Origin of the sequence: Vibrio sp. SSH13-20 (assembly GCF_040104475.1) — a bacterium.
Classification (GTDB): domain Bacteria; phylum Pseudomonadota; class Gammaproteobacteria; order Enterobacterales; family Vibrionaceae; genus Vibrio; species Vibrio harveyi.
The window spans coordinates 176,215-200,349 of record NZ_JBECOU010000005.1 but is presented as its reverse complement, the minus strand read 5'-3'; the positions used below and the strand labels follow the sequence as shown (position 1 = coordinate 200,349).

Annotated in this window: 22 protein-coding genes; 9 read left to right on the top strand and 13 right to left on the bottom strand. The window is 39.4% G+C overall.

Annotated features, from left to right (window positions below; all coding sequences use genetic code 11):
* Positions 1–6: 6 nt before the first annotated feature.
* From ABMY42_RS16020 to ABMY42_RS15965, 12 genes are all read right to left on the bottom strand, one after another.
* Positions 7–984, bottom strand: coding sequence for an ATP-grasp fold amidoligase family protein (locus tag ABMY42_RS16020; RefSeq protein ID WP_025558427.1), 978 nt, complete (start codon positions 982–984; stop codon positions 7–9).
* Entirely contained in the window at positions 981–1,628 is a 648-nt protein-coding gene (locus ABMY42_RS16015; protein WP_349266546.1) for an HAD-IB family phosphatase, read from the bottom strand. The genes ABMY42_RS16020 and ABMY42_RS16015 overlap by 4 nt, the downstream gene beginning before the upstream one ends.
* A complete protein-coding gene (locus ABMY42_RS16010; protein WP_025558425.1) occupies positions 1,625–2,848 on the bottom strand; it encodes an oligosaccharide flippase family protein in 1,224 nt (407 codons plus the stop codon). The genes ABMY42_RS16015 and ABMY42_RS16010 overlap by 4 nt, the downstream gene beginning before the upstream one ends.
* Complete coding sequence (locus ABMY42_RS16005; protein ID WP_140094394.1) at positions 2,829–4,064, bottom strand: glycosyltransferase; 1,236 nt, start codon at positions 4,062–4,064, stop codon at positions 2,829–2,831. The genes ABMY42_RS16010 and ABMY42_RS16005 overlap by 20 nt, the downstream gene beginning before the upstream one ends.
* Complete coding sequence (locus ABMY42_RS16000) at positions 4,057–4,998, bottom strand: glycosyltransferase family 52 (RefSeq protein WP_349266545.1); 942 nt, start codon at positions 4,996–4,998, stop codon at positions 4,057–4,059. Before ABMY42_RS16000 ends, ABMY42_RS16005 begins: the two co-directional genes overlap by 8 nt.
* The gene (locus tag ABMY42_RS15995; protein WP_349266544.1) at positions 4,982–5,992 is read right to left on the bottom strand and encodes an EpsG family protein; all 1,011 of its coding nucleotides are present in this window, start codon (positions 5,990–5,992) and stop codon (positions 4,982–4,984) included. The genes ABMY42_RS16000 and ABMY42_RS15995 overlap by 17 nt, the downstream gene beginning before the upstream one ends.
* A gap of 5 nt (positions 5,993–5,997) precedes the next feature.
* Entirely contained in the window at positions 5,998–7,119 is a 1,122-nt protein-coding gene (gene neuC, locus ABMY42_RS15990; protein WP_349266543.1) for a UDP-N-acetylglucosamine 2-epimerase, read from the bottom strand.
* Between the two features lie 3 nt (positions 7,120–7,122).
* Positions 7,123–8,166, bottom strand: a complete 1,044-nt coding sequence (locus ABMY42_RS15985; RefSeq protein WP_025558420.1) for an N-acetylneuraminate synthase family protein — start codon at positions 8,164–8,166, stop codon at positions 7,123–7,125.
* Positions 8,163–8,858 carry an acylneuraminate cytidylyltransferase family protein gene (locus ABMY42_RS15980; protein ID WP_025558419.1) on the bottom strand — a complete coding sequence of 232 codons (696 nt, stop codon included), beginning with the start codon at positions 8,856–8,858 and terminating at the stop codon, positions 8,163–8,165. Before ABMY42_RS15980 ends, ABMY42_RS15985 begins: the two co-directional genes overlap by 4 nt.
* A 57-nt stretch (positions 8,859–8,915) precedes the next feature.
* Positions 8,916–9,887: a Wzz/FepE/Etk N-terminal domain-containing protein gene (locus tag ABMY42_RS15975; RefSeq protein ID WP_349266542.1), complete on the bottom strand. Its 972-nt coding sequence runs from the start codon at positions 9,885–9,887 to the stop codon at positions 8,916–8,918.
* Between the two features lie 304 nt (positions 9,888–10,191).
* Entirely contained in the window at positions 10,192–12,864 is a 2,673-nt protein-coding gene (locus tag ABMY42_RS15970) for an SLBB domain-containing protein (RefSeq protein ID WP_349266541.1), read from the bottom strand.
* A gap of 66 nt (positions 12,865–12,930) precedes the next feature.
* On the bottom strand, positions 12,931–13,446 hold the full coding sequence (locus ABMY42_RS15965) for a porin family protein (protein ID WP_005489430.1): 516 nt from the start codon (positions 13,444–13,446) through the stop codon (positions 12,931–12,933).
* 621 nt (positions 13,447–14,067) lie between these two features.
* Here ABMY42_RS15965 and ABMY42_RS15960 point away from each other — a divergent pair.
* The 9 genes from ABMY42_RS15960 (at position 14,068) to waaA (ending at position 23,215) form a co-directional block, all read left to right on the top strand.
* A complete protein-coding gene (locus ABMY42_RS15960) occupies positions 14,068–14,286 on the top strand; it encodes a hypothetical protein (RefSeq protein WP_009698932.1) in 219 nt (72 codons plus the stop codon).
* Between the two features lie 73 nt (positions 14,287–14,359).
* Positions 14,360–15,034 (top strand): YjbF family lipoprotein, encoded by a 675-nt coding sequence (locus tag ABMY42_RS15955; protein ID WP_025634059.1) that lies wholly within the window; start codon positions 14,360–14,362, stop codon positions 15,032–15,034.
* The gene (locus ABMY42_RS15950) at positions 15,031–15,792 is read left to right on the top strand and encodes a YjbG polysaccharide synthesis-related protein (RefSeq protein WP_349266540.1); all 762 of its coding nucleotides are present in this window, start codon (positions 15,031–15,033) and stop codon (positions 15,790–15,792) included. Before ABMY42_RS15955 ends, ABMY42_RS15950 begins: the two co-directional genes overlap by 4 nt.
* A 2-nt stretch (positions 15,793–15,794) precedes the next feature.
* Positions 15,795–18,002: a YjbH domain-containing protein gene (locus tag ABMY42_RS15945; RefSeq protein WP_349266539.1), complete on the top strand. Its 2,208-nt coding sequence runs from the start codon at positions 15,795–15,797 to the stop codon at positions 18,000–18,002.
* Positions 18,003–18,138: 136 nt separating this feature from the next.
* A complete protein-coding gene (gene rfaD, locus ABMY42_RS15940) occupies positions 18,139–19,080 on the top strand; it encodes an ADP-glyceromanno-heptose 6-epimerase (RefSeq protein ID WP_005449311.1) in 942 nt (313 codons plus the stop codon).
* Positions 19,081–19,195: 115 nt separating this feature from the next.
* Positions 19,196–20,182: a lauroyl-Kdo(2)-lipid IV(A) myristoyltransferase gene (gene lpxM, locus ABMY42_RS15935; protein WP_005434372.1), complete on the top strand. Its 987-nt coding sequence runs from the start codon at positions 19,196–19,198 to the stop codon at positions 20,180–20,182.
* The gene (locus ABMY42_RS15930) at positions 20,179–20,901 is read left to right on the top strand and encodes a glycosyltransferase family 25 protein (RefSeq protein WP_049534432.1); all 723 of its coding nucleotides are present in this window, start codon (positions 20,179–20,181) and stop codon (positions 20,899–20,901) included. Before lpxM ends, ABMY42_RS15930 begins: the two co-directional genes overlap by 4 nt.
* The gene (gene waaF / locus ABMY42_RS15925; protein ID WP_349266538.1) at positions 20,898–21,953 is read left to right on the top strand and encodes a lipopolysaccharide heptosyltransferase II; all 1,056 of its coding nucleotides are present in this window, start codon (positions 20,898–20,900) and stop codon (positions 21,951–21,953) included. Before ABMY42_RS15930 ends, waaF begins: the two co-directional genes overlap by 4 nt.
* Entirely contained in the window at positions 21,947–23,215 is a 1,269-nt protein-coding gene (waaA, locus tag ABMY42_RS15920; RefSeq protein WP_349266537.1) for a lipid IV(A) 3-deoxy-D-manno-octulosonic acid transferase, read from the top strand. The genes waaF and waaA overlap by 7 nt, the downstream gene beginning before the upstream one ends.
* A 28-nt stretch (positions 23,216–23,243) precedes the next feature.
* Here the strand turns inward: waaA and ABMY42_RS15915 are convergent, their stop codons facing one another.
* Positions 23,244–24,104 carry a glycosyltransferase family A protein gene (locus tag ABMY42_RS15915; protein WP_349266536.1) on the bottom strand — a complete coding sequence of 287 codons (861 nt, stop codon included), beginning with the start codon at positions 24,102–24,104 and terminating at the stop codon, positions 23,244–23,246.
* Positions 24,105–24,135: the final 31 nt, after the last annotated feature.

Sequence of the window (24,135 nt, the reverse complement as noted above, 5' to 3'; positions counted from 1 at the left end):
CCTTTATTATTTATTATTGATATCAAATAGCGAGCCATAGTACTCGTCATATTTAGCAGGAAGTATAGGTTCAAAACCACTACCATGTTGTAACGTTAGTTCACCAAAGAACATCTCTTTACCTGTGGAGTAGAGATCAACCCTGATATATTTGAAGTCTTGTGAAATTTTCTCTGCGACTTCAATAAGTTTATTTAAATTTTCTGGAGGAGAAATATCATCCCCTTCAAAACACTTTTCTTTTCCAATTTTAGTCCAAGTGAAAGGAGCTGGAGTCCAATCTGGATAATAGATTTTTCGATAATCATCTCCTTCCCGGTCAACAGAAACATAGATGAACTCGACTTTCCCATTAAAACAGTGAAACTTATAATCGTTTGGTATATGTCCGTCAGAATCTTCTAAGAGTTTCTCAATCAAAAACTTCTTAGGTATATTTTTATACTGCCACTCTTTCGAACTATAATAGTGATTATATTTCATTCTTTCTTTAATAAAGTATCTAATGTAGGCTTCGTTATAATCATATGTTGAATTAAAATCAGATTCTGAGAATTTTGGCTCACTGATACCTTTAACATTAATTAATGGTTCGTTTGGATTTCTTAATATTAAACCACCAGAACAATCGTGGTTAACCTTAATTATAACAGGGAAAGACGAGCTATTAATATTCGATAGATTAAACTCTTCAAATGATGAGCCTTCACCAAAACAAGGAATTAAGACTTCCTGAAGCCCCATATCAGTTAAATATTTTCTCACGCCAACTTTATCAGCTATAACAGTGTATAGAGGGTTCCTATCGTAGATTTTTACCCATTGCAGCTTTTGATTAAGGTTTTCTGGTTTAGAAAATGACAATGTCTTCCCAGTTGTTGCTTTAAACTTGGTTTTAAGCAATAACTTATTGATAATTTCAATATCAGGTACAACTCTAACCACTCTTAGATAGCAGTTTTTAATTAACTCTTTTTGATTCATTTTTCTACAATCTCAAATTTATTACTTAATGCCCAAGTCAAATCCCTATGACTAGTAACTACAAATGGTTTATCAACAATCTCCAATAATGGTAAATCGCTTATATGATCAGTATAGAAACTAGTTTTTGCTCTAACGAAATCATGTTTAGGAAACTTATCGTATAATTTCTTAAGCTTATTTAAGCCTAAGCAATCTAAGCCTTTAATCTCGCCAGAAAAAATTTGATTTCGGAAATCCAATTCTGTACATATTAACAAGTCAATATAATCAGGAAGGAAGTGTTTTATATATATATCGTATCCACCCGATATAATAAAAATACTTGCACCATCAAGCTTAGCATCCTTGAGAGCTTTGTTTATATTTATATTGGATTTTTCTCTTGTTATATACTCGATATACTCTTTACCATATTTATCTAGTTTTTCATACTTCTTCCCTTTAAGAAGCTTCAAGATAGGTAATTTTGGTGAGCAAACAAAGCCAAGTTTTACAAGAACTCTATAGAATAGACTTTTATAGATTTTAAACTTTAACATTCCTTTTAGATCGCCATCATTTTTTAATACAAAATGGACGTAATCATCAGCTGTTTGCAAATCAACTAGAGTTTCACAAAAGTCAAATATTACAATATTCAAAGCAACCTCTTCTTCTTCGCTAATATGACTCGAGATATCATCTCAAAGATATAAGTAAATAATATAACAAACAGATAATATCGTAAGTTATTAAAATCATTGATAATGTAGAAAATCAATAGAGAAGCGAAATAAAAAGCGGTTGTTAGTACAACATTAATCAACAACTCTCTATTATACCCCATAGCAGCTAATCCATTAGTTGCTATCATTGAACTGATAGACAGAAAACAACTAGATATCGCCATGATCATTATAGATGACACATTATAAGCATCAAATTTGAACGCATGCTCATTTATATAATCAAATACAAAAAAGAAAAACGCATAACCGGTCAGAGTTATACACCCACCAATAAGCAAAATCTTAAAAAATAGACTTTTATCTTTTCGTTTACTATTCGTTGGGTAGGCAGCCTGCGAGAGAATTGATGAGGGTAGAGACAGAATAGTCACAATTTTCATAGCAAAGTCGACAACAACTACAGCCGCGGGACTAAAAAAATGAGCTACAATGATCAAGTTAAATCTATCTTTAAGAGACGTAATGAAGATCACGCTAAAAAGATGTTGCGCCTCCTGGATTTTATCTCCAACAGCTTTTAGAACAACTTTTTGAATTTTTAAATTATAGTTATACTTAGCATAAAGAAAAGAGGCACACCCTAAAAAGAAATATTCCAAAGAAAATATAAGTGCAATGTATTGACCTGAAACGTCATTTATTTTACTTATTATTAAAACACTGATTATAGTGAATATTTTTGTAAAAAACACAATATATGTCAGTTTTTTAACAATTCCTCTTCCGTGAAAAAACCATTGACAATATAGCATTTCTCCAAAAAAATAAAAAAAACCATAACCGAAGAATTTTTCAGTATAAGAGCCCCAAATTACATTCGTTATATAATATAAGATAATTACAAAAACCGTGATTAACACCTTACTCCAGAACACATCATTAAATAATGTATTAATCTTATCTTTATCTTCAATTTCTGAAAGAGCTTTTGTTGCAGACAGGTTAAAACCGAAACTAATGAACATCAAAAAGAACATGACGATCGACTGAAAAACTAAAACCTCACCAAATTCAGTTTTTCCGACACTGGATATTACTAGCGGATATACAAAAAGGGGAGTACATACTGTAGCTAGCTTTATAATCGTAAGAAATCCGGTCGTTTTAAAAATATTAATTATATCGTTTTTCATTTTTAATTTTTTTAAATACTAACTCCCACTGATGAAGTATAGAGGTAGGGTCAAATCTATCTAAGCATATGTTTTGTTCTATACCGAACTTGATTGCATCATCCATAATAGAACTGAAATTGTTGACCATCGACGCCTCATCTTCCATTTTTACCAGATACTTACTTTCAGGTCCTAACAACTCTCTCGGCCCGGTAGGACAATCACTAGAAATAACCGGAGTACCTACGATTAAAGATTCTACTAATACTCTTGGTAAACCTTCAGACTCAGATGTTAATAAGGTAGCCTTTGCATTTTTCATGTAACTGTAAGGATTTTCTTGATTACCTAAGAAAAGAACATTCTCAGATACACCGAGATTATCTGCCAATACTTTTAAATTGGATTTTTCTTCACCATCACCAACAATCAATAGCTTGTATTCATCTCTGTGATTAAGACGGCTAAAACTTTTTATAGCTATATCGACTCTCTTTCTTTTACACAAGCTTCCTACAATAAGAAAATACTTTTTGTTCATAGTATCTTCTATAGGCAAAGTTTCATTTGACTTCAACCTGATGTAGGAAAAATCAAAAGGGTTATATATTGTGCTTGTCGGTCTATCTGTGATTTTCCGCAATTCAGACTCGGAGTCCTTAGATACGCATACAAAGCTAATATTTTTAAAGTACTTATCAAAACTAAATAACTTCGGTTGAATTCTTTTAGTAAAAACTTCCTCTGGAGAGTTTCTAATAGACATAATTTTATTAACATTATCATAATAAAATATATGTTCTAGATCATTATACATGTTATTGGTAATTACAAAATCATATTTATTTTTTGAAATCAATTTTTTTACGCCATGTTTTTTTCCATACCATAAGAGAAGATTCCTTAAGTAACGAGTATAAATTAAAATCTTTCTAACTAATGGATACTTTTGAAAGACATTAACTTTGTAGGTCGAAATTTTTTCAGCCTTGTTGCCCTTGTTGCTCTCATTTCTATTAGGCAAATAAAAATCAGACTTTGCATATGTCATAAAATTTGAAATGACATTTATTTTTATTTTATTTTTCGGCAAAAGTTTAACATTATTGTTCTCTAATATTAGTTCAACTTTATGACCTGCATTAACAAGTAAGTCAGCTAACAAAAGTAAAGATTTACTTCCACCTGTAATAGGCAAAGAATGTGTATGTATTAGAATTTTAAACTTAGACAATTATTGACTCCTCAATCACACCAAACTTTCTTTCGATTGCACTAATACCTTTTGTCCCTGCAATGATTTTTCTCTTAAACTTCGTATTATATATAGAAGAAGAGAATAAAGTCATAACAGTTGCATCGTAGGAAAAAAAGTCAGAAACCAATTCAAATGGAATATCACTCTCTAAAACTGTAGCATCAGGGAAGAAGTCAATATAAGCTGTAATCTCTCTAGGATGTGGCTTTATAAATAAATTCAAATTGCTTAAATCGTATTGTTCAATAAGGTCTGAATAAATATTTATTTTGCTATCTTCATCAATGATACCATCTTCACTAAGAGGTTGAGTCAGTAAAAGAAGCCCATTTCCTTCCATTGTGTCAAGTGACTTCAAGTCAAACACATCCAAAATTTCCTTTGTGACAATTGGAGTATGTATAACAACTTTTTTTGAAACAGATTTTGGGGATTCCATCATACCACTTAAGTATACTTTACTACACCATTTGGATAGTCCAAATTGCTTGCCAAGAATTACCTTGTAAATTATTGGAATATTCTTTTTCTCAAAAATATAGTTAATAAGACCATCTTCAATAAGATTATAATTTTTGTTTATCTTCAATATTGGAGAATAAAAAAGATGATCAACACCAAAAAAAGAAAATGTTTTTTTAGCCCTTTCAATTTCTCTTTTGAACTGAAGAAAGAAATATAAAAAACCAACATAATCTATTATTTTTTTTGCTCCGGAGTTTAACTCATTAAAAACAATTAGGTTTTCAAACTTTTTAGCAATATGAAAAGGAATCGCTTCAGCGCATATCAATAAAGTATCTTTTGAAGTTGAACCTGGCAAAGACAAATAATAATAAATAGAATATGCATTGCCAACCAATAAGATTTTATCCACTTCCTCAAGACAATAATTAGAATATTTTATCATAACTCACCACTGCATAAGGAAATATATCATACAAATTCCCATCAATATAATAATAGAACATCAGAAAATGATACAAGCATATAAACATGATTAGAATCACTCGATTCGATAGCTTAACGCTTACATCACAACTCAATAATTTTGAAAAATATATTACTTTAAAAAATATTAAGAAATACGCCAATCTAAACAAAATTGGTATTGTTGTAGCAACAAAGGCGACCAGATAACCCACAAATACGATACTACCTAGATATCTTATATTTATATTTTTGCTTTTATTTAAAAATATCGTTACCACGTAAAACATAGTAAATTCGATTATAAATTTCGTACCTAATGTTTTGCCATCACTAAAATCCATATCTAGATAACCTGAAAATTTTTCCGGTAAAAACGCCACGAAAAACTGATATATACCTAAGAACAAATTTAGCTGACTAGCTAGATATACAGTAATAGCAATAGGAAGATAAAGCACAGAGTTTATCCTAAATTTCCTTAGAAAAATCAGGATAAAACATATCAAGCCGGCCATAAAATGACACGAAATAGATAGGAAAAAGTAAAGAACCACCCTTTTATTACATTTATCGCATATTGAAACATAAAATAAATAAAGAAACGGAAGAGCTAATGACTGCCTTACAATATTGAATTGAGTTAGATAGACCTCAGAGAAGAAATATATAAAGATAGCAAACCAAAATTCATTTTTTTTTGTACATTTATTAATTGCCAATAACATTAGTAAGTTTGTAATTATGGCCATTGCAATATTTGCAATATAATATGTTTTAGAAAAACTATAGATTATAAAAAAAAATGGTTCAAATACTGGTTTATACCCAAATTCTTTAATGAAAAAGAAAATCCTCTCATAGTTAAAATAGTCTGCTCCAGACTCGTATCTTAAGCCAGAAATTAAACTTGCTATAATAGTAATAGCAAGTCCAAAAATTATAACTTCAATTGTATGCCTTCTAATGTTCATACATATTACTTTATATCAAGGAATACTTTTTGCTTCTCTGTATTCCAAAGCTTTTCGTTACTTAGAGCTTCCATAAAGAGAGTATCACTATTACCAAAGCCAAACTCTTCTGTTTTGTGGTAATAATTTTCATTTAGGTGATAAATTTCTTTTTCTATATCTTTAGCGTTTTCTTTGATATTAATTATTGACTGGGCCTGAGAGCGATTACTTTGACGAGAACCTAGGTTTATTGTTGGTTTCCCATAAAATGGCATTTCTCTTATACCAGCACTCGAATTGCCAAGCATGAAGTCAGCATTTTTAAGCAAGGTTAAAAAACACTCGAACCTTATACTAGGATACACTTTAATATTATCAAGATGACGAAAACGCTCATACTCTTCAATAATAACATTTGAACCATGATCATTATTAGGATAAATGACAATAAAGTTCTTATTACTATTTATTACACCAGAAACCGTACTCTCAATATTAGACTTTAGTTCATCTAACTCAGTGGTAACCGGGTGGTACATTAGTACACCATATTTCTCAAAGTTTATTTCATACTTACTTTTTACCTCTTCAAGACTTGGCAACTCTTTTGAGTTCATAATATCCAAATCCGGAGAGCCAATAACATAAATACTAGAATCAAGCTCACCTAACTGTAGTAAACGTTTACGAGCCTGTTCATTTGATACAAAATGCAGGTGAGACATCTTCGATACAGAATGCCTAATAAGCTCGTCAATCGTCCCTGAAACTTCCCCTCCCTCAATATGCGCAACAAGGATATTATTTAATGAGCCAACTATAGCACCAGCCATAGCTTCCACCCGATCGCCGTGAACAACAATCATATCGGGAGAAACTTCTTTCACATAGTCGGATAACCCTTGTATTGTTTTTGACAGAACTACATCCATCGAATCATGGCCATTTTGGTTGATATACTTATAGAGTGACTTGAATCCTGCTTTTTCAACCTCAATAGCCGTCATTCCATATTTATTTATCATGTGCATTCCTGTGATAAATATATGAGCTTGAAAGGATGGATGTTGCTCAACTTTAGATATTAGACTTTTCAATTTACCAAAATCTGCGCGTGTACCTGTCAAAAACAATATCTTTTTCATATTTTACTTAACGTATTCTTTTTTTAATTGAACATCAGATGGAATAGCTTGTGAAGCAATTTTGCCAATTAGAGATTCATATTCTTCAGCCAAAAAATCTCCAGTCCCTGGACGTTTAACCCACAAATTTTCTCGAGTAAATACTTCACCAGCTTGGATTTCAGAGATTGTAACAACACTTGCATAAGCAAAGTCGATAGTTACTTGCTCTTCTTTCGCTGGTTCTTTCTTACCTCCACGCATTTGAGCCATACGCTTCGATTGAGAAATTAGCTCTGCACATTCTTTAGCATCCATAGAGCAAACAATGTCCGGACCATTTCGATCTTTACTATCTGTAAAGTGACGCTCCAAAACAGATGCTCCTGAAGCCACCGCTCCTAAGCAAGCTAGATTATCAATACTGTGATCAGACAATCCAACCACTGCATCAGGGAAAGCTTCTTGCAATTGCTCCATCGCACCAATACGAATTAGATGATCAGGAGTAGGATACAAGTTGGTAGTATGCAATAAGCAGAAAGGCGTATTGTGTTTTCGGAAAATATTAACTGCTTTTTCAATAGATGGTATATCGTTCATTCCAGTACTAAGAATGATTGGTTTACCGAAACTAGCAATTAGATCTAACAATGGGTAGTTATTACACTCCCCCGAGCCAATTTTATATGCTGGAACATTCATTCTTTCTAGGCGAAGTGCTGCAGCTCGAGAGAATGGCGTACTAATAAATATAGCCCCTTTGGACTCTACATAGTCTTTCAGCTTAGTCTCATCCTCTTCATTTAATGCGCAACGTTCCATAATTTCATAAATAGAAACGTCGGCATTTCCAGGAATTACAGCTTTTGCTTCATCACTCATCTCATCTTCAACCACATGAGTTTGGTGTTTTATCACTTCAGCTCCTCCCTCAATAGCAGCATCTACCATTTCAAAAGCTACTTTTAGCGAACCCTCATGATTAATACCAATCTCCGCGATCACCAGAGGGTCATAGTCTAACCCTATTTCTCTTTGGCATATTTTGAATACTGGATTTTTCATTCAATCAATTCCTTCATTATTTTTTCTACAAGTTTAAAATCAGTTTCGGTATCTATATCTGCAGAGAATAACTCCGGCATAATATAAGGGTAAACCCTGTTCTTAGGGAATTGTTCATACTTTTTGAATTCGTTTTTTGAGAAAGCATAAATAGCGCCATTTGGCTGAAACACTCTGGGTAGGTCTTGACGCCTCATATATGGTGCGGAATCACTAAATAAACCAGACATGGAGCCATCTTCTTTTTCTACGTATGATTTTATCGGGGTATTTGAAGGTTCAAAAACACTAATGACAAAATTGGCTTTTTTAGAAAAAAATAATTTCAAAGCTTCTTCTAAGTGAGTAGATGTTCGTAAAGGCGATGTTGGTTGTAATAAAACGATACTGTCGAATTTCACTCCTTTATATTCAAGAGCATCTATTGCATGTGACACAGCTTCTGCACTACTAGAACAATCTGAAGCAAGCTCTTTAGGTCGTTCAATTATTTTTGCATTATATTTCAAACTAATTTTTGCTATTTCTTCATCATCAGTTGATACGTATATATCTTTAATCGAAGAACACGCTTTAGCAGCCTCAATCGTCCATGCGATTAGAGGCTTACCATTCATTGGCAATATATTTTTTCTTGGTAAGCCTTTTGACCCACCTCTGGCAGTAATCAATGCTATAAAATCTTTTTTCATAGTTTACCCTCGCCCAACATTAAAACATTAAAGAAAAAAATCTTATTCATCGACGAATTAATCTTGCTTAATAAAAATATACTTAAATAAAACAAAAATACATGCAATGACAAAGCCTAGCATACTGATAAAAACACATATTAAAGCACGTTTAGGACCGTCTTTTATTTCTGGTACGACTGCAGGATCAACCACTTTAAAAATAAACTCTTCTTGAACCTCAGCTAACATCAGACTTTTGGTCTGCTCCTCTATTAGCTTGTAGAAGGTACTTTGCATATCTGCAACCGCAGTTTTTTGTAACTGAGTATTCAAGTAAGTCAGGTTTTGGGATGTTTCTTTAATTGTGCGCTCACGCATCACTTTATTAATATCATCGATTAACCAGTTTACCCATTGTTGTGCTAAATAAGGAGAGTAACTTTTAACAGACACAGTATATAAACCACTATCTTTGTCTTGGTTAATACTCAATACTTCTTTACTGAACACTTCAAACGCTTCTTGTGCCGTTGGTGTTGCACCACGCAAGCCATCAGGTTCACGCAACCACTCACCTGTACGAGGGTTATAAAGATCTTCATCAACGATGATTTTGTTATTAGCTAAATCCCAATCTTTTGCAGCTATTAGTGGTACAAGTAAATCATGTTTGTTAATAAACGCTTCTACAAACTGACGAGACTTCATGACCTGAACGGCTAAATCTGTTTGAGAAGACTCACTTCCCCCAAGATTAACACCCGCCAAAGCAGCTAACCCGCCAAGCTGACCTGCCATTTTTGATAATCCACCACCGTTTGAACTTTCTGCTGGAGCAAGAAGCGCATCCGCTTTGTAGATATTCGGAAGGCTCATAGCATAAAGCACAGAGCCTAGAGCAAATACAAATGTGGTTGCGATTATGAGCCATTTTCCTTTCCACAATGCAGCGAAAAGTTCGCGCAAATCGATTTCATCATCTGCAGATTGCTGGCTGTGTGGTGGATACGGTAAGTAATGTTGTGGGGATTCTTTTTGTGGTTCCATTGGCCTTTAATCCTAAGCTCTGAAGTTCGTTATATTGGACTCAGAGATTGGTGAAATTTGGTAGATTGTTCTCCGACTTTCAAAACACAACCGCGCTGTGACAAGATTCCTAGTCTCGCTTCGGCTCGCTGGAATGACGGGCTACGGCTGAATAATGCCACTATTGGTGTTCAGAGTAGTATTTGCCGTTTTGATTAATAATGTTCATAAAATTGAGCTTATGTAACTTCAATCGTTACATAAGCTCTTACTATTATTGTATTTCTAATCTTGTTTTAAGCTGATTGGAATGACCTGTCGTTCGTTACTTCAACGCGTTGATCGCTACACCCGTTTGGTAAAGGATCTGCGTAGCAGCCGTCCAGGTGCTTAACGCATCACGGTAATCAGTATCAATTGGCACAACAATCGTATCGCCAGCTTTTAGCTCTTCATGATTATTACCAAACCAGTAGCCTGATGCTGGTTTGTAAACTGAGCCGTCTGCGCGCACAACGAAGATACGGTCTTCATCTGCTTGTTTTTTCGCACCGCCGGCTTTGTTCAAGTAATCATCCACATCTAGCTTGTTATCCAGCAGATATGTAATTGGAACTTGAACTTCACCCATTATCGAAACCGTGTTGCGGAAGGTCGGTACAAATAGGAAGTCACCATCTTCTAACATAAAGTCCGCAGAACGCTCGGCTTTAAGGATACGATTAAGCTGTACGACCATACGACCAAGAGCTTTGCTACGACTTGCCTCTTCAACAAACTTCAGTGTTTTATCTGGGTCAGAGATCACCGAACCCATATTGCTGTCTGCGCGGAAGGTTTTCTTCGCCGTTTCTGCTCGCATATCTGCAGCATATTGGTTTAGTAGCTTTTGCTCTTGAAGGCGCAAAGCCTCACGAGTAAAGATAGCCCCTTGTGGATGTGCAAATTCGGTAAGACCACCTGCACGCTCTAACAATTCACCTAAGGTTTCACCTTGGCGAACTGTGTAAGTACCAGGGAAGCGCACTTCACCTTGCAGTGTCACTGTGCTTTGCAATTTGACGTTTGGCTTCTCAAGAATATTCAAACGGTCTCTGCCAACAATAATGGCATCGTCAGCGGTACTGCCCTTGATGGCTTGGCGCAAATCAATACGCTCAACATCAATAGAAGCACGCTCATCTTTACTGTTGATCACTGTGCGAGCTAACTCGGCGTTGATGGTAAATGCGTTATAAGTTAAGCCACCCGCAGCTTCAACTAAGGTAGAAATCGTCATACGTGGGGTAATTGGGTAACGCCCAGGGTGCTTTACCTCACCGAAGACCTCTGCAATTTGTGGAGCCAAACCCAAACGCGACTGCTGTTGAAGTTGCAGCAATACAGGAGCAAGCAAGGTTCTTCGTGTGTTTTGTTTTAATGCTTCAAAGTCGTCTTTAGTGATTTCTTTACCACGGAACACAATCTTTGGTTGCTTTGAATCTTTTTCTAGTGGCGCTGCAGAAGAAACAGCCACTGACGAGCTCATAACTTCTTGCTCTTTTAACTGCTCTTGTTGTGCTTGAAGTTGAGCTTGCTCTAAGGTTTTCGCTTTGGTAACGGTTTCTTGATCCGCTAATGTATCCAAATCTTCGTTATTGAAGCGGTTAAATACCAAGACTCGATCGCGAGAGTTGAGCTTCAAGTTATCCTTACTCGTTGGAGAAAGAATCGCATTAGCGAGGCTAACTTGGTAAACCTCGATATCGCGTTGAGGGTTAATCTCACGCACAACAACGGCATAGCTTACATCTGCAGTAGAATTAAACGAGGTATCAACAGATTGGAATAAATCTGCGATTCGCAGACCGCTCTTCCATTCAATATAACCCGGATGACGAACATCACCTTCAATTTGTACGTAACGGGTCAGTTCTTCATTTTTCTTAAGCACATTAACCGCATCACCATCTTTGACTTTAGTTTGTTGGTCATGTGACTGGCTAAAGTTCAGTGTTAAGGCATCGCGAGCACCTTTAGCTGCATAACGCTTCACTTCGATTTGATCGCTATAAGCGTTAGCCGTAAAACCGCCAGCCATTTGAATGGCTTGCTTATAGGTTTCACCTGGTTTGATTTCATAGATTGCCGGACGGTTTACTTCACCATCAATCGAAATCGTGTTGCCCAATGCACCGATGAAGACCACGTCTCCTGGTAATAAGCGAATGTCGTTACGCGCATCACCTTTAAGTAACAGGTCGTACATATCAAGTTTACGAATAACCTGACCATTGCGCTTAAGTTGCACGTTACGAAGGGCACCACTCTCACTAAAACCACCACTGTAATAAATAGCTTGAGAGATCGTAGTTAGGGCGCTCACCGTGTAAGCGCCAGGCTTGTACGCATCACCCATCACAAACACTTGCATGGTGCGCATTTCGCCCAACGAAATATCACTGCGAACCCCGATCATTTGCTCTTTTACACGCTGATTTAAAGAATCACGCACATCAGAGAATGTCATGCCTGCCACTTGAACAGGACCAAGAGAAGGGAAATTAATGATACCAGCGCGATTAACACGAAGGCGATGCGTCGTGTTCTCTTTACCAAACAGTTGGATAACGATTTCATCACCAGCTCCTACCGTGTAGTCAGCCGGAACAGGCACATCACTGATTGGTGCAAACGTCGTAGGTGAACCTGCAAACAAATCTAAACCAAAACGCTTTAGACCTTGCTCGTCTTTTTCGGCGTCGTTTACTTTTGCTTCAGTCGCGCTGCTAGCAACCGGACGTTGTTCAACCACTTGAGGATTTTGGTAACTGCTTGGCTGAGACGAAGCGCCGGATGGAATAGAGATACCATACTTACTCGCCAGTGCTTGTTGCTGGTCAGCAGGTAAGTTCTGAAACATCTGAATTTGTTCTGGGGTTGGAGTCTGCGCATTGGTAAGCGGCGCAAATAGGCTTGCCAGAATGCAAGCACCTATCGAGAAATATCCTTTGAGCATGATAATTCGCTATTTAAAGTCAGGAGTTAAAAATCCTAGCCACAAAACTAGGCGCTAGGTCTTTAATTAAAATCGGTGTTGAAAGCCAAGAGTAAGTGCGTTCAAGCGAACCTGATCTTCAGATGTACTGTCAACAAACTCAAAGACAACCGCATTCTGCTTGTCTAAAGCGTAATGCATCCCTAAACCAAAGCTAAAACCTTGATCTTTATTTGAGCCTACATTCTGTTGGTCGATCTGAACGCTCGAATAACCGGCAAGTCCGTAAAGGGCGATACGTTCGGAGACAGGCATGTTCAACTTGATAAAACCACTCGCGAGGCTGTCTACTGCCAGTCCGCTGTCTCGTTGTACAGAGGTTCCGTAACGCGCTTCAAAAGCGAGGTAATCATTGAAAAAGTAACCAGCTTGCGCTTGAAGAAGGAAAGGGTTTCCCTCGGTTACTGAAGAAGAGGAATGATGAAATTCGGCGTTAGAGTAACTGACTAACGCACCAGCATAAAAATCTGCTGAGGCAGAAAATGAGCACAAGCCTAAGCTGATTGCACTCAACGCCCCTAGCCATGGTCGTTTATTAATCACGTAAGTGTTCCTTGGGTGTCGACTGACCGCTGCACATTATGAATGACGCGCGCAGTGAATGTCTGTTAACTTTTGTCAATTTCGTTTGTGCGTTTCCACGCTACCGCCCGGCGGCATTACGCGTTAGCCACTGTTCGCTGATTTCCGATTCATTCGGTTTATTGATATAACTATTCTTTTTAAGCCTCACTTTTGCGACTAGTCGTTCAAAAAAACAGTCTTGCTAAACGCTACACAAAAGCTGGCAAATTATGCATGGATTAGCGCAAAACGGCAAGAGGGAGGGACTTCTAAGAGTTCGGTTTATGGTTAGCAAATTCTCACAGATGAGAAAATCATTGGCAGCCAGCGACTTAAAACAAGACATACAAAGGGTCGCGTTGAATAAAATATCGTGAACGTTTGCGTGAACGCTGAGGTGACTTCAACTTAAGTATTTTTATTAAATACGATAATCACACCTAAGCAACCCTCTATTCTTCCACGATCTTTCTTTAGCGTTAGGTAAATTCGCATAGGAAACTATTTACATGCTGATTGTTTTTTAACTAAAATGAGAAATGGTGTGTGATAAACAGACCAAACATCGATGTTTTAAAATCTGAAATACAAGGATTAATAATGAAGAACACAGCTCTAGCTATTCTTATGGCTCTAAGCGCATCAACTGCATTTGCAGCGACTGAAGCTGGTACAGCAGGCACAGCGGCAGCATCTGCAACTGGCACAACTGCAGTAGCAGTAGGTGCAGCAGCAGCAGTAACTGTAGTAGCAGTTGCAGCGTCAGACAGCGATTCAACTTCAACGTCTACTTCTACTTCTACTTCAGTAACTAAATAATTTTTTAGTTTTGTAGATATGGAAACAATCGCCCTGATCTATTCAGGGCGATTTTATTTGTAATGAGGGAATGATGAACACCTTTCTATCGCTAAAATGGATGCGCTTATTGATTGCCCTACCTTTACTGAGCTCAATCTTTGGCTGTACACAAAAATTTAATGACGTATCCGCTACGGTCCAAGAAGCTTATGGCAACTACATCGATGTCGAGCTAACTCCAGAAGAAATTGAAGCGGTTCCTTATGCCAGTGCTTACTTAAAAATTGGTGACCAAAAACAGGTCTTTGTGGTATTAGCCTTTGCTGAGCAAAACCCACTAACTGGCAATACCCAGTTAAAGTGGGTAAGTGCAGACAAGGCAATGGTGGTAACAGAAAACGGTCATATCGTTAAAACTATTGGCTTGCAAACCACCAATCTAGCAGGCATTTATGGCAACGTTCCTGCCTACTCAGCGCCCTCTGCACAATATTCTCTTTCTTACGATTGGTCTGACAAATACCGTTATGGATTCCCGGCTAAAGTCCAGCGTTCTCGTCAAGGTAAAGAAACCGTCATCACCCCTATTTCATCTACCTCTACTGATGTTTATAGCGAGGTTGTAACGTTTACCAGCTTAGAAAAAAGTGTAGAGAACCAATACTGGGTAAACGGTAAAGGAGAAGTAGTGAAAACACGTCAACACTTAGGTCCAAACATGGTGCCCGTTGAATTGACGATTCTGAAAGGGTACAGCAAATCATGAATAAGCGACTGCTATCTTTATTAAGCCTAAGTTTAACGGCAACGATTCTGGCGACACCTACTACTGTTCAAGCTCAAAACCACCCCTCTTCACCGCTTAATGTTGAACTTGTCGGAACGGGCAAAGCATTGCAGTTCCAACAAGCGGCGCGTTTAGAGAGCGTACTTAAGCATGCACAAGAACAACAAATCGCCCTACAATACCCTTTAGCTGTGACTCTATTTGATAATTCCGAAACTGCAGTGCAAAGAAGTACTGCCTTAAAAAATTCGGTGTTGAACCAAATGATTCAACATAATTTAGTTGCGCACCCATTTTACAAGTTTATCCAACGAAGCCAGTTTGCACCTCGCGTGCTGTCGGCCATTGATGTTGATCGCATCCGTCTGGATAAATTTGATAACCCTCTTTTACAAGGTCAACTTGCGTTAAGTGCACCAAAACGCAAAGAGAAAGTGTTGTATGTGGGTAACTTAGAAAAAGTCTACGCGGTAGAAAACCAAGCGGGCATCGCTCTGCATGAACAGGTCGAGAATCTAGGTTCAAGTGACATTGGTGAGCTCGCCTATCCGCCAATCCTAATTTACCCGGACGGTAAGGTTGTTCATCCTCACCATGGCAGTTGGTTAACCACTCAATATTACTTGCCGCCACTTACCATTGTGTATATCCCATTTGATGAGTTCGAAAAATCACAAATGGATAAAGACATTGTCGCTCTGCTTGCACAACGTAAACCAACCTCATCGAAGAACTAAACATGAACCTGATCAGAACCAGTTTATCCCTTTCTTTAATGGGTCCAGCGTTGGTGTGGGCTCAAGACATACCTTTTGAAGTGCCGCCATTGCAACCATCACAAATGGACTTTGGTGGTGTTGGCTTAATGCAGATGCCAACAGGTCGTATGGCGCCTGAAGGCGAGTTTAACTTTGCTGTTACTGGCAGCGATGAGTACCTTTTCTATAACGTCACACTGCAAGTCATGCCCTGGTTAGAAACGACGATTCGCTACACCATGGTGAATGATCTCTTTTATAGTGATGATCCAAGCTTCTCAGGTGATACCAAATACACTGACAAAGGCATCGATTTTAAAGTTCGACTTTTGCAAGAGTCAGAGTACTTGCCAGAGCTTTCTGTGGGTGTGCGTGACTTTGCAGGCACTGGTCTTTTTGATGGTGAGTTTGTTGCTGCGACAAAGCGTTACTCTAACCCAAACCTTGGTACCTTTGATTTCACTTTAGGTATGGGCTGGGGCTATTTAGGCACGCGCGACAACATCAGCAACCCAGCTTGTAAGCTGTCCGATAGTTTCTGTGTACGCCCTTCAGACTTTAAAGGTAATGGCGGTAGTGTGGATTTTGAACGCTGGTTCAAAGGTCCTGCTGCACTCTTTGGTGGTGTCGAGTATCAAACTTTGCATGCCCCGCTACGATTTAAGCTTGAATACGACAGCAACGATTACAGCGAAGATTTCCCTGTAGTACGTGGTGGTGTAGACATGACACCTCATACGCCTTGGAACTTTGGTGTTTTGTATCGCTTAGGACATATGGCAGATTTGCGCTTGAGCTACGAGCGAGGCGATACGTTAGTGGCAGGCGTAAGCCTTTACACAAACTTCAATGATATGCCGTCGTTCTGGCGTGATACACCAACACCAGAAGTTGAAGACAAGCAACCAGAGCAACTGTCTGATGTAGATTGGGAACGTGTTACTGAGGAGCTGGATAAAATTGCTGGCTACCAAAATACCCAACTCTATGTTGAAGACAATACCGTTTCGGTTGTCGGCGAGCAGAAGAAGTATCGCGACCGCAACGAGGCGCATGAAAAAGCAGCGGCAGTCCTTTACAACGAAATGCCAGACAACATTGATACCTTTACTATCAATGAACGCAGTCGTGGCCTGATCGGCGATCAAACGGTTATCTCCAAAGAGAAATACCGTGACTTTGCAGAAGTTAACTACATCAATCCAAATATCGAAGATGCAACATCAACCTCAAGCGATAAACCGCAAGGTGAGCCTGCTTACGACGGTTTTGAGCGCTTTGATTGGGGCTTCTCACCAAAACTGGCTCAGACCTTAGGCAACCCAGAAGAGTTCTATCTGTTCAGTGTCGGTTTAAGTGGCAGCGCCTCTTACTGGCTGACAGATAACCTAGAAATTGGTGGCTCGCTATACTGGGATTGGTACAACAACTACGACAAGTTTAACTACGTCACCCCACCGGATGGCACTTCGATTCCTCGGGTACGTACCATGTTCCGTGCTTATCAAAATGAACACGCGGTAACCATGTCCAACCTGCAGTTAACTTGGTTCCAAGAGTACTCAGATACCATGGACCAACAGTTCTACGCTGGTTATCTAGAAAGTATGTTTGCGGGTGTGGGTACCGAATTCCTGTACCGACCGAAAGGCGCAAATTGGGCGATCGGTGCAGATGTAAACTTGATCTCTCAACGTGACCCACAAAGCTACTTCGGTGTATACGATGAGAAATGGCAATACGTTCCAGAATATGGGCGTCCGTTCCAAGTTGTAGACAAAGGCTTTACTGGTTTTGTGTCGGGTTATTACTACCCTCAATGGGATTTCCTACAAGATTTGATGATTCAAGTTGATGTTGGTCAGTTCCTTGCGGGTGATATCGGTACACAAGTGAATGTATCTAAACAGTTCAAGAGTGGTGTCATTGCTGGTGCATTCGCATCAATCAGTGATTTGTCGGCTGACGAATTCGGTGAAGGTAGCTTTACTAAAGGCTTCTACATTTCAATTCCATTCGACATCATGACAGTGAAACCAAGCAACAACCGCGCGTTCTTTAGCTGGCAGCCACTGACTCGCGATGGTGGTCAGAAGCTAGGTCGTAAGTACAGCTTGATTGAACTGACTGATGAACGTAATCCTTGGTACCAAAGACCAAACGCGTCAAACGCGTCAAACGCTGAATAACAACACTATTTAAGGGAGCTTCGGCTCCCTTTTGTTTATACCCAAGCGCTCTTTACCTTTCTTTTCCTTCCAATAGCGCTAATTTCTGTTTCTTGCTAGAATTCCTGAGAAAATTTTAATCTATGGTGGAAGTCTTATGATCATCGTAACTGGTGGTGCTGGCATGATCGGCAGCAACATTGTTAAAGCACTGAACGAAGCAGGTATTAACGATATTCTGGTTGTCGACAACCTAAAAAATGGCAAGAAGTTTAAAAACTTAGTTGATCTTGATATCACAGATTACATGGATCGTGATGACTTCCTTACTCAAATCATGGCAGGTGACGACTTCGGTCCTATCGAAGCCATCTTCCATGAAGGCGCTTGTTCTGCGACAACCGAGTGGGACGGCAAATACATGATGCTAAACAACTATGAGTACTCAAAAGAGTTGCTTCATTACTGTCTAGATCGTGAAATTCCATTCCTGTACGCGTCATCAGCAGCAACATACGGCGAGACAGAAACGTTTGTTGAAGAACGTGAATACGAAGGCGCACTTAATGTATACGGTTACTCAAAACAGCAATTTGATAACTATGTGCGTCGCTTATGGCAAGATGCCCAAGAGCATGGTGAACAGCTTTCTCAAATCACTGGTTTCCGCTACTTCAATGTGTACGGTCCACGTGAAGATCACAAAGGTAGCATGGCATCGGTAGCCTTCCACCTAAATAACCAAATCAATGCAGGTGAAAACCCTAAATTATTTGCAGGCAGCGAATCATTCAAACGCGACTTCGTTTACGTTGGTGATGTGTGCAAAGTTAACCTTTGGTTCCTAGAAAATGGTGTTTCTGGCATCTTCAACTGCGGTACTGGGCGTGCAGAATCTTTTGAAGAAGTGGCAAAAGCAGTGGTCAAACACCACAACAAAGGTGAAATCCAAACCATTCCGTTCCCTGATCACCTAAAAGGCGCTTACCAAGAATTCACTCAAGCGGACCTAACTAAGCTTCGTGCAGCTGGTTGTGATGTAGAATTCAAAACGGTAGCAGAAGGTGTTGCTGAATACCTAGCGATTCAAAACCGTTAATTCCCTTCAAAGGTGGTAGTTAACTCTCTACCACCTTTACTCTGATACGATTACTAGTATCATTTCTACAGACCCCCAATCGCCTTTCTTCAAAAATATAGGTACTTAAAACTTCATGACTAATCAACGTGATGATTTCGATCCTAAAGCTTATAACCCTGAATTTGAGCGCCACTTTTTAGCGCCGAAGTATTGGGGTACGTGGATAGGCGTTGTCCTTTCTTTGCCGCTTGCTTTACTACCTTTAGGGGTTCAAAAATGGCTAGCAAAAACCATCGCGAAGAAACTGGCTAAATCGCACAAAGGTCCGGCTCACCGAGCTCGAGTCAACTTTGAGCTGTGCTTCCCAGAGAAATCATTTGAAGAGCGCGAAGCACTGATTGAAAAAACGCTTTATACCGCAGCATTGTTCTTTTTCCGTTTCAGCTTACTTAGCTTACGTTCATCTAAATGGTTACAGCAGCGTTGCCAGATCCGAGGTTTAGACATCCTTCAAAAACACATCGACAATGATGAGAAAGTCATTTTGATGGTTCCACACTCATGGGCGATTGATATTCCTGCGGTGTTACTTGCTTCGATGGGAATGCCCGTCTCTGCGATGGCAAAAAAGCAGAAAAATGAAGTGGCAGATTGGCTAATGCACGAACAACGCGTGCAATATGGCGGTCGCGTTTATGAACGCTCTGGTGGTGTTAAGCCGTTTTTGAAATCAGTTCGTGACGGTTACATTGGCTATTACTTACCCGATCAGGATCATGGTCCTGAACACAGCGTTTTTGTCGATTTCTTTGCAACCAGAAAAGCAACGCTCCCAGGCTTAGGTAAAATTGCCAAACTATCACGCGCTAAAGTGTTACCTATGTTTGCTTCTATGAATACAGAAGATGGTACGTTTGATATCGAAATCTTACCGGCGTTTGAATTAGACAAGGGCGAAGAACAAGATGCTCGCACTTGTAACCAAGCGATTGAGTACTTTGTAGCAAATAAGCCTGAACAATACATGTGGGTGTTGCAGCTTTTACACTCTCAAGAAGATGGCAATAATTATTACAATTTGTTTAAACCAAGATATAACAGCGACTGGAAAGTGCAGTGAAAGTATTTGTCGTAAGCTTGGCTAGATCACTGGATCGCCGAGAACGTATTGAAGAAAAGTTAAAACAACAGGGCATTGAGTTTGAATTTTTTGATGCCGTAGATGGTTCTATTGACGGTTTTCTTCATTCAGAAAAAAGCCGTCCAACCATTACTCAGCGCCGCAAAGGGTATCAATTAAAAACCAGTGAAGTCGCCTGCTTCTCAAGCCATTACGAGTTGTGGGTCCGCTGTACTGAGCTCGATGAACCGATCATTATCTTAGAAGATAACGTCGACCCTGTAGAAGGGTTAAAGCAAGTACTCGCGCATACCCTTCCGCTGACTTCTACTTATGACTACATCAAGCTGTCTGCCACTCAGAAGCGCGCATTCACTCCAATCATACCGATTGATGATAGTCATATGCTAGGAGGCTACTCTGCTGGGACTTGTGGTACCACCGCTTATATTGTCACACCGAAAGCAGCCTCTAAGTTTGTTAAGCATGCTCAAGAGTTTATCGAACCGGTAGATGACTACATGGAAAAACCATGGCGTCATAATGTTCAGACTTACAGTGTTGCCCCAGATCTTTTCACTAGAGCTCAAATCGCTTCAACGATTGGCGCTAAAAGAAAAGACAAGTCGAAGATGACCGTACCTAATAAGATCTACGCAGAACTCTTCAGAACCTACGAATCCATTCTTAAGTTTATGTACTGGAAGAACAAAGCATGAAAATACTCATCATCGGACCGTCTTGGGTTGGTGATATGGTGATGTCACAGTCACTGTACATCGTTTTAAAGCAACTTCATCCAGAAAGCCAAATTGATGTAATTGCACCAGGTTGGTGTAAACCAATTCTTGAGCGCATGCCAGAGATCCACCAAGCCATTGAAATGCCTATTGGTCATGGTGAGTTCAACTTATTGGGTCGTCGAGAAATTGGTAAATCACTACGAGAAAAACAGTACGACCGCGCCTACATCCTACCGAAGTCTGCAAAGTCAGCACTGATTCCTTGGTTTGCTAATATCCCACTTCGCACTGGTTGGAAAGGTGAAATGCGCTACGGTCTACTCAATGACTTGCGTCCAAATATGAAATCTTTCCAGTTTATGGTTGAGCGCTATGTTGCATTAGCCTATTCACAAGCGAAGATGATCGACTCTTCTTCTCTGGGCGGCTTAGAAACATTGCCTCGCCCTAGCCTGTTTATTGATAAACAAGAACAAAGCGCTACGATTTCTAAGTTTAATCTCAACCAAGAATCTCCTGTTGTTGGTCTATGCCCAGGAGCAGAATTCGGTCCCGCGAAAAAATGGCCCGAAGCGCACTATGCAGAAGTGGCAATTCAAATGGCGAAATCAGGGCATCAGGTATGGCTGTTTGGCTCTCAAAAAGATCTCGAAACCTGCAACAACATCAAGCAATTAGTACCTCAAGAACATCAGCATCAGATTCACGTTCTAGCAGGGCAAACAAGCCTGATTGAAGCGGTTGATCTTCTGGCGGCTTGCCAGACCGTTGTTGCGAACGACTCAGGTCTGATGCACGTGGCAGCGGCCGTTGGCTGTAATGTCGTGGCGGTCTATGGCTCCACCTCACCGAAATACACGCCACCACTTGCAGAGAAGGTAGAGATTGTTCATACGGACATTGACTGCCGTCCATGCTTTAAGCGCGAGTGTCAGTTTAAGCATTTGAAGTGCTTAACTGAGTTATCGCCAAAGCAAGTTTTGGATAGTATTCAAAAACTAGAAGCGATCGCTGTTGGCTCATGTTAATTCGTATTCTCTATACTCTCTTGCTCACAATCGCATCGCCTTTCCTATTGTTTGGCTTATACAAAAGTAAGCCAAACAAACCCAAATTTGGTCAACGTTGGAAAGAGCACTTTGGTATTACTCCGAAATTAACAAGCGACGAAAAGCCGATTTGGATACATGCAGTCTCTGTCGGCGAAAGCATTGCTGCTACGCCTTTTATTAAGGCGCTTAAAGAGCAAAACCCTGATCAGCCTATTCTGGTTACGACCACGACGAGTACCGGAGCGGAACAGATTGCTAAGCTGGGTGATTTAGTTGAGCACCGCTATATGCCAATTGACTTCGCCTTTGCGGTAAAACGCTTCCTGAAGACAACACAACCGAAGCAAATGCTGATCATCGAGACGGAGCTGTGGCCAAATACGTTAAACGAGGTCCATAAATCCGGTATTCCTATCAGCGTGGTCAATGCCCGCTTATCGGAGAAATCATGTAGCAACTACGCCAAAGTTCAGCCTTTGTTTAACCTGATATTACCATGCCTAACTCAGGTTCTTTGTCAGACAGAGTCAGACGCAAACCGTTTTGAACGACTGGGGGTTGATAAAGACAAACTGAAAGTCACTGGCTCTATTAAGTTTGATATTCAAATCTCGGATGACGTGAAAGAAAAGAGCAAAATACTAAGGCAAGAGCTAGGTCAAAATCGCCCTGTGTGGATTGCTGCAAGTACTCATAAGGGCGAAGACGAGCAAGTCTTGGCAGCACATAAAAGAGTGTTAGAGTCACACCCAGATGCACTTTTGATCCTTGTACCTCGTCACCCAGAACGTTTTGATGATATGTACGATCTCTGTCAACAGCAAGGCTTTGAAACCGTACGTAGAACCACACAAGAGAACGTGGCTAATTCAACTCAAGTCTATCTCGGCGATACAATGGGAGAAATGCTTCTATTGTTAGGGGCTGCAGATATCTGCTTTATGGGTGGCAGCTTGGTTGGAGATAAGGTTGGTGGACACAATGTATTAGAGCCAGCAGCTTTAGGCGTCCCTATTATCAGTGGTCCAAGCTTCTTTAATTTCAAAGAGATCGTACATGAAATGAAGCAGAACAACCTCATCGAAATTGTGAAAGATGTGGATGAACTGGCAAGAGCTGTCGTTGCACTAATTAAAGACGTAGCGGCTCATGAGCGCATCACGTCAGAGCTTGCTCATTTTATGTTAGCAAACTCAGGCTCCCTACAACGTACCGCCACAGCCACCTCTTCTATCTAAAAAAGCCGAGTATTAACTCGGCTTTATTTTAAGCTTTAGTTTTAAACCAACGCTTTATTTTCTTTCGGTAATGTTTTTTCGATTTTTTCAGATATATACCTAAAAAGCATGTCCAATACTTATAGTGATAGATCTTGTTCAAACCAAGAATACGGATTTTATACTGCTCAAACTCTCGGTCTTCTGCCGTTGAGTCTTTTGCTTGCTGGAGACTCCAAGAGCCCTCATGCATGCTACGATAAACCGACATTTTTTCAGGGAGGTACCAGGCGCCTTGCTCGATACTATTGATAATCTGCAACACAGAGTGCTCGCCATAAAGCTTGAAAAAGGCTTCATGTTGATAAATCAGGTCAAAAAACGGCTCTTTTCTAATAAACATCGATGCCATGGGCATAGTGTCTCCGCCCTTCTTAATGACATACTGGTAAGGTATTTTCTTTTCTAAATCGCCTTGGTATCCGTATTTCTTATCAACCAACTCGTCTTTTAGTAAAGTCAAAGAGGGATGAAAACAAGCATTAATATCCTTGTGGCTTGTCAACGCTTCAAGCTGTTTTTGAAGCTTGTTGTCATCAACCCAATAGTCATCGCCTTCACAAAAAGCTATGAACTCCCCATCGACATGAGGCAACATGTTAAAAAGTACAGCTGATGCTCCTTTTGAATATATATTTTCCTCTGGATAAATTCTCTTTATTTGGCATTTTCCAGAATACTCATTAAAAACTCTATCGATAATTTTTCGACTATTGTCAGGAGAGCAATCATCATGAACAAGCAACTCGTATTCAAAGTCTACTATCTGATTAAGTATAGATAAAAGTGTCTGCTCAATATATTTTTCGTGATTATAGCAGGTACAAATAACCGAGACTTTAGTGGACATTTTGTATTCCTCTGTCTTCTACTTTATTTAT

Bases quoted from the DNA above. Each gene is read 5' to 3' on its own strand.
- ABMY42_RS15915 (WP_349266536.1), bottom strand. From the start codon at position 24,104: ATGTCCACTAAAGTCTCGGTTATTTGTACCTGCTATAATCACGAAAAA.
- waaF (WP_349266538.1), top strand. From the start codon at position 20,898: ATGAAAATACTCATCATCGGACCGTCTTGGGTTGGTGATATGGTGATG.
- rfaD (WP_005449311.1), top strand. From the start codon at position 18,139: ATGATCATCGTAACTGGTGGTGCTGGCATGATCGGCAGCAACATTGTT.
- ABMY42_RS16010 (WP_025558425.1), bottom strand. From the start codon at position 2,848: ATGAAAAACGATATAATTAATATTTTTAAAACGACCGGATTTCTTACG.
- ABMY42_RS16020 (WP_025558427.1), bottom strand. From the start codon at position 984: ATGAATCAAAAAGAGTTAATTAAAAACTGCTATCTAAGAGTGGTTAGA.
- ABMY42_RS15975 (WP_349266542.1), bottom strand. From the start codon at position 9,887: ATGGAACCACAAAAAGAATCCCCACAACATTACTTACCGTATCCACCA.
- lpxM (WP_005434372.1), top strand. From the start codon at position 19,196: ATGACTAATCAACGTGATGATTTCGATCCTAAAGCTTATAACCCTGAA.
- ABMY42_RS15995 (WP_349266544.1), bottom strand. From the start codon at position 5,992: ATGAACATTAGAAGGCATACAATTGAAGTTATAATTTTTGGACTTGCT.
- ABMY42_RS16000 (WP_349266545.1), bottom strand. From the start codon at position 4,998: ATGATAAAATATTCTAATTATTGTCTTGAGGAAGTGGATAAAATCTTA.
- ABMY42_RS15985 (WP_025558420.1), bottom strand. From the start codon at position 8,166: ATGAAAAATCCAGTATTCAAAATATGCCAAAGAGAAATAGGGTTAGAC.
- waaA (WP_349266537.1), top strand. From the start codon at position 21,947: ATGTTAATTCGTATTCTCTATACTCTCTTGCTCACAATCGCATCGCCT.
- ABMY42_RS15950 (WP_349266540.1), top strand. From the start codon at position 15,031: ATGAATAAGCGACTGCTATCTTTATTAAGCCTAAGTTTAACGGCAACG.
- ABMY42_RS15960 (WP_009698932.1), top strand. From the start codon at position 14,068: ATGAAGAACACAGCTCTAGCTATTCTTATGGCTCTAAGCGCATCAACT.
- neuC (WP_349266543.1), bottom strand. From the start codon at position 7,119: ATGAAAAAGATATTGTTTTTGACAGGTACACGCGCAGATTTTGGTAAA.
- ABMY42_RS15980 (WP_025558419.1), bottom strand. From the start codon at position 8,858: ATGAAAAAAGATTTTATAGCATTGATTACTGCCAGAGGTGGGTCAAAA.
- ABMY42_RS15945 (WP_349266539.1), top strand. From the start codon at position 15,795: ATGAACCTGATCAGAACCAGTTTATCCCTTTCTTTAATGGGTCCAGCG.
- ABMY42_RS15955 (WP_025634059.1), top strand. From the start codon at position 14,360: ATGAACACCTTTCTATCGCTAAAATGGATGCGCTTATTGATTGCCCTA.
- ABMY42_RS15970 (WP_349266541.1), bottom strand. From the start codon at position 12,864: ATGCTCAAAGGATATTTCTCGATAGGTGCTTGCATTCTGGCAAGCCTA.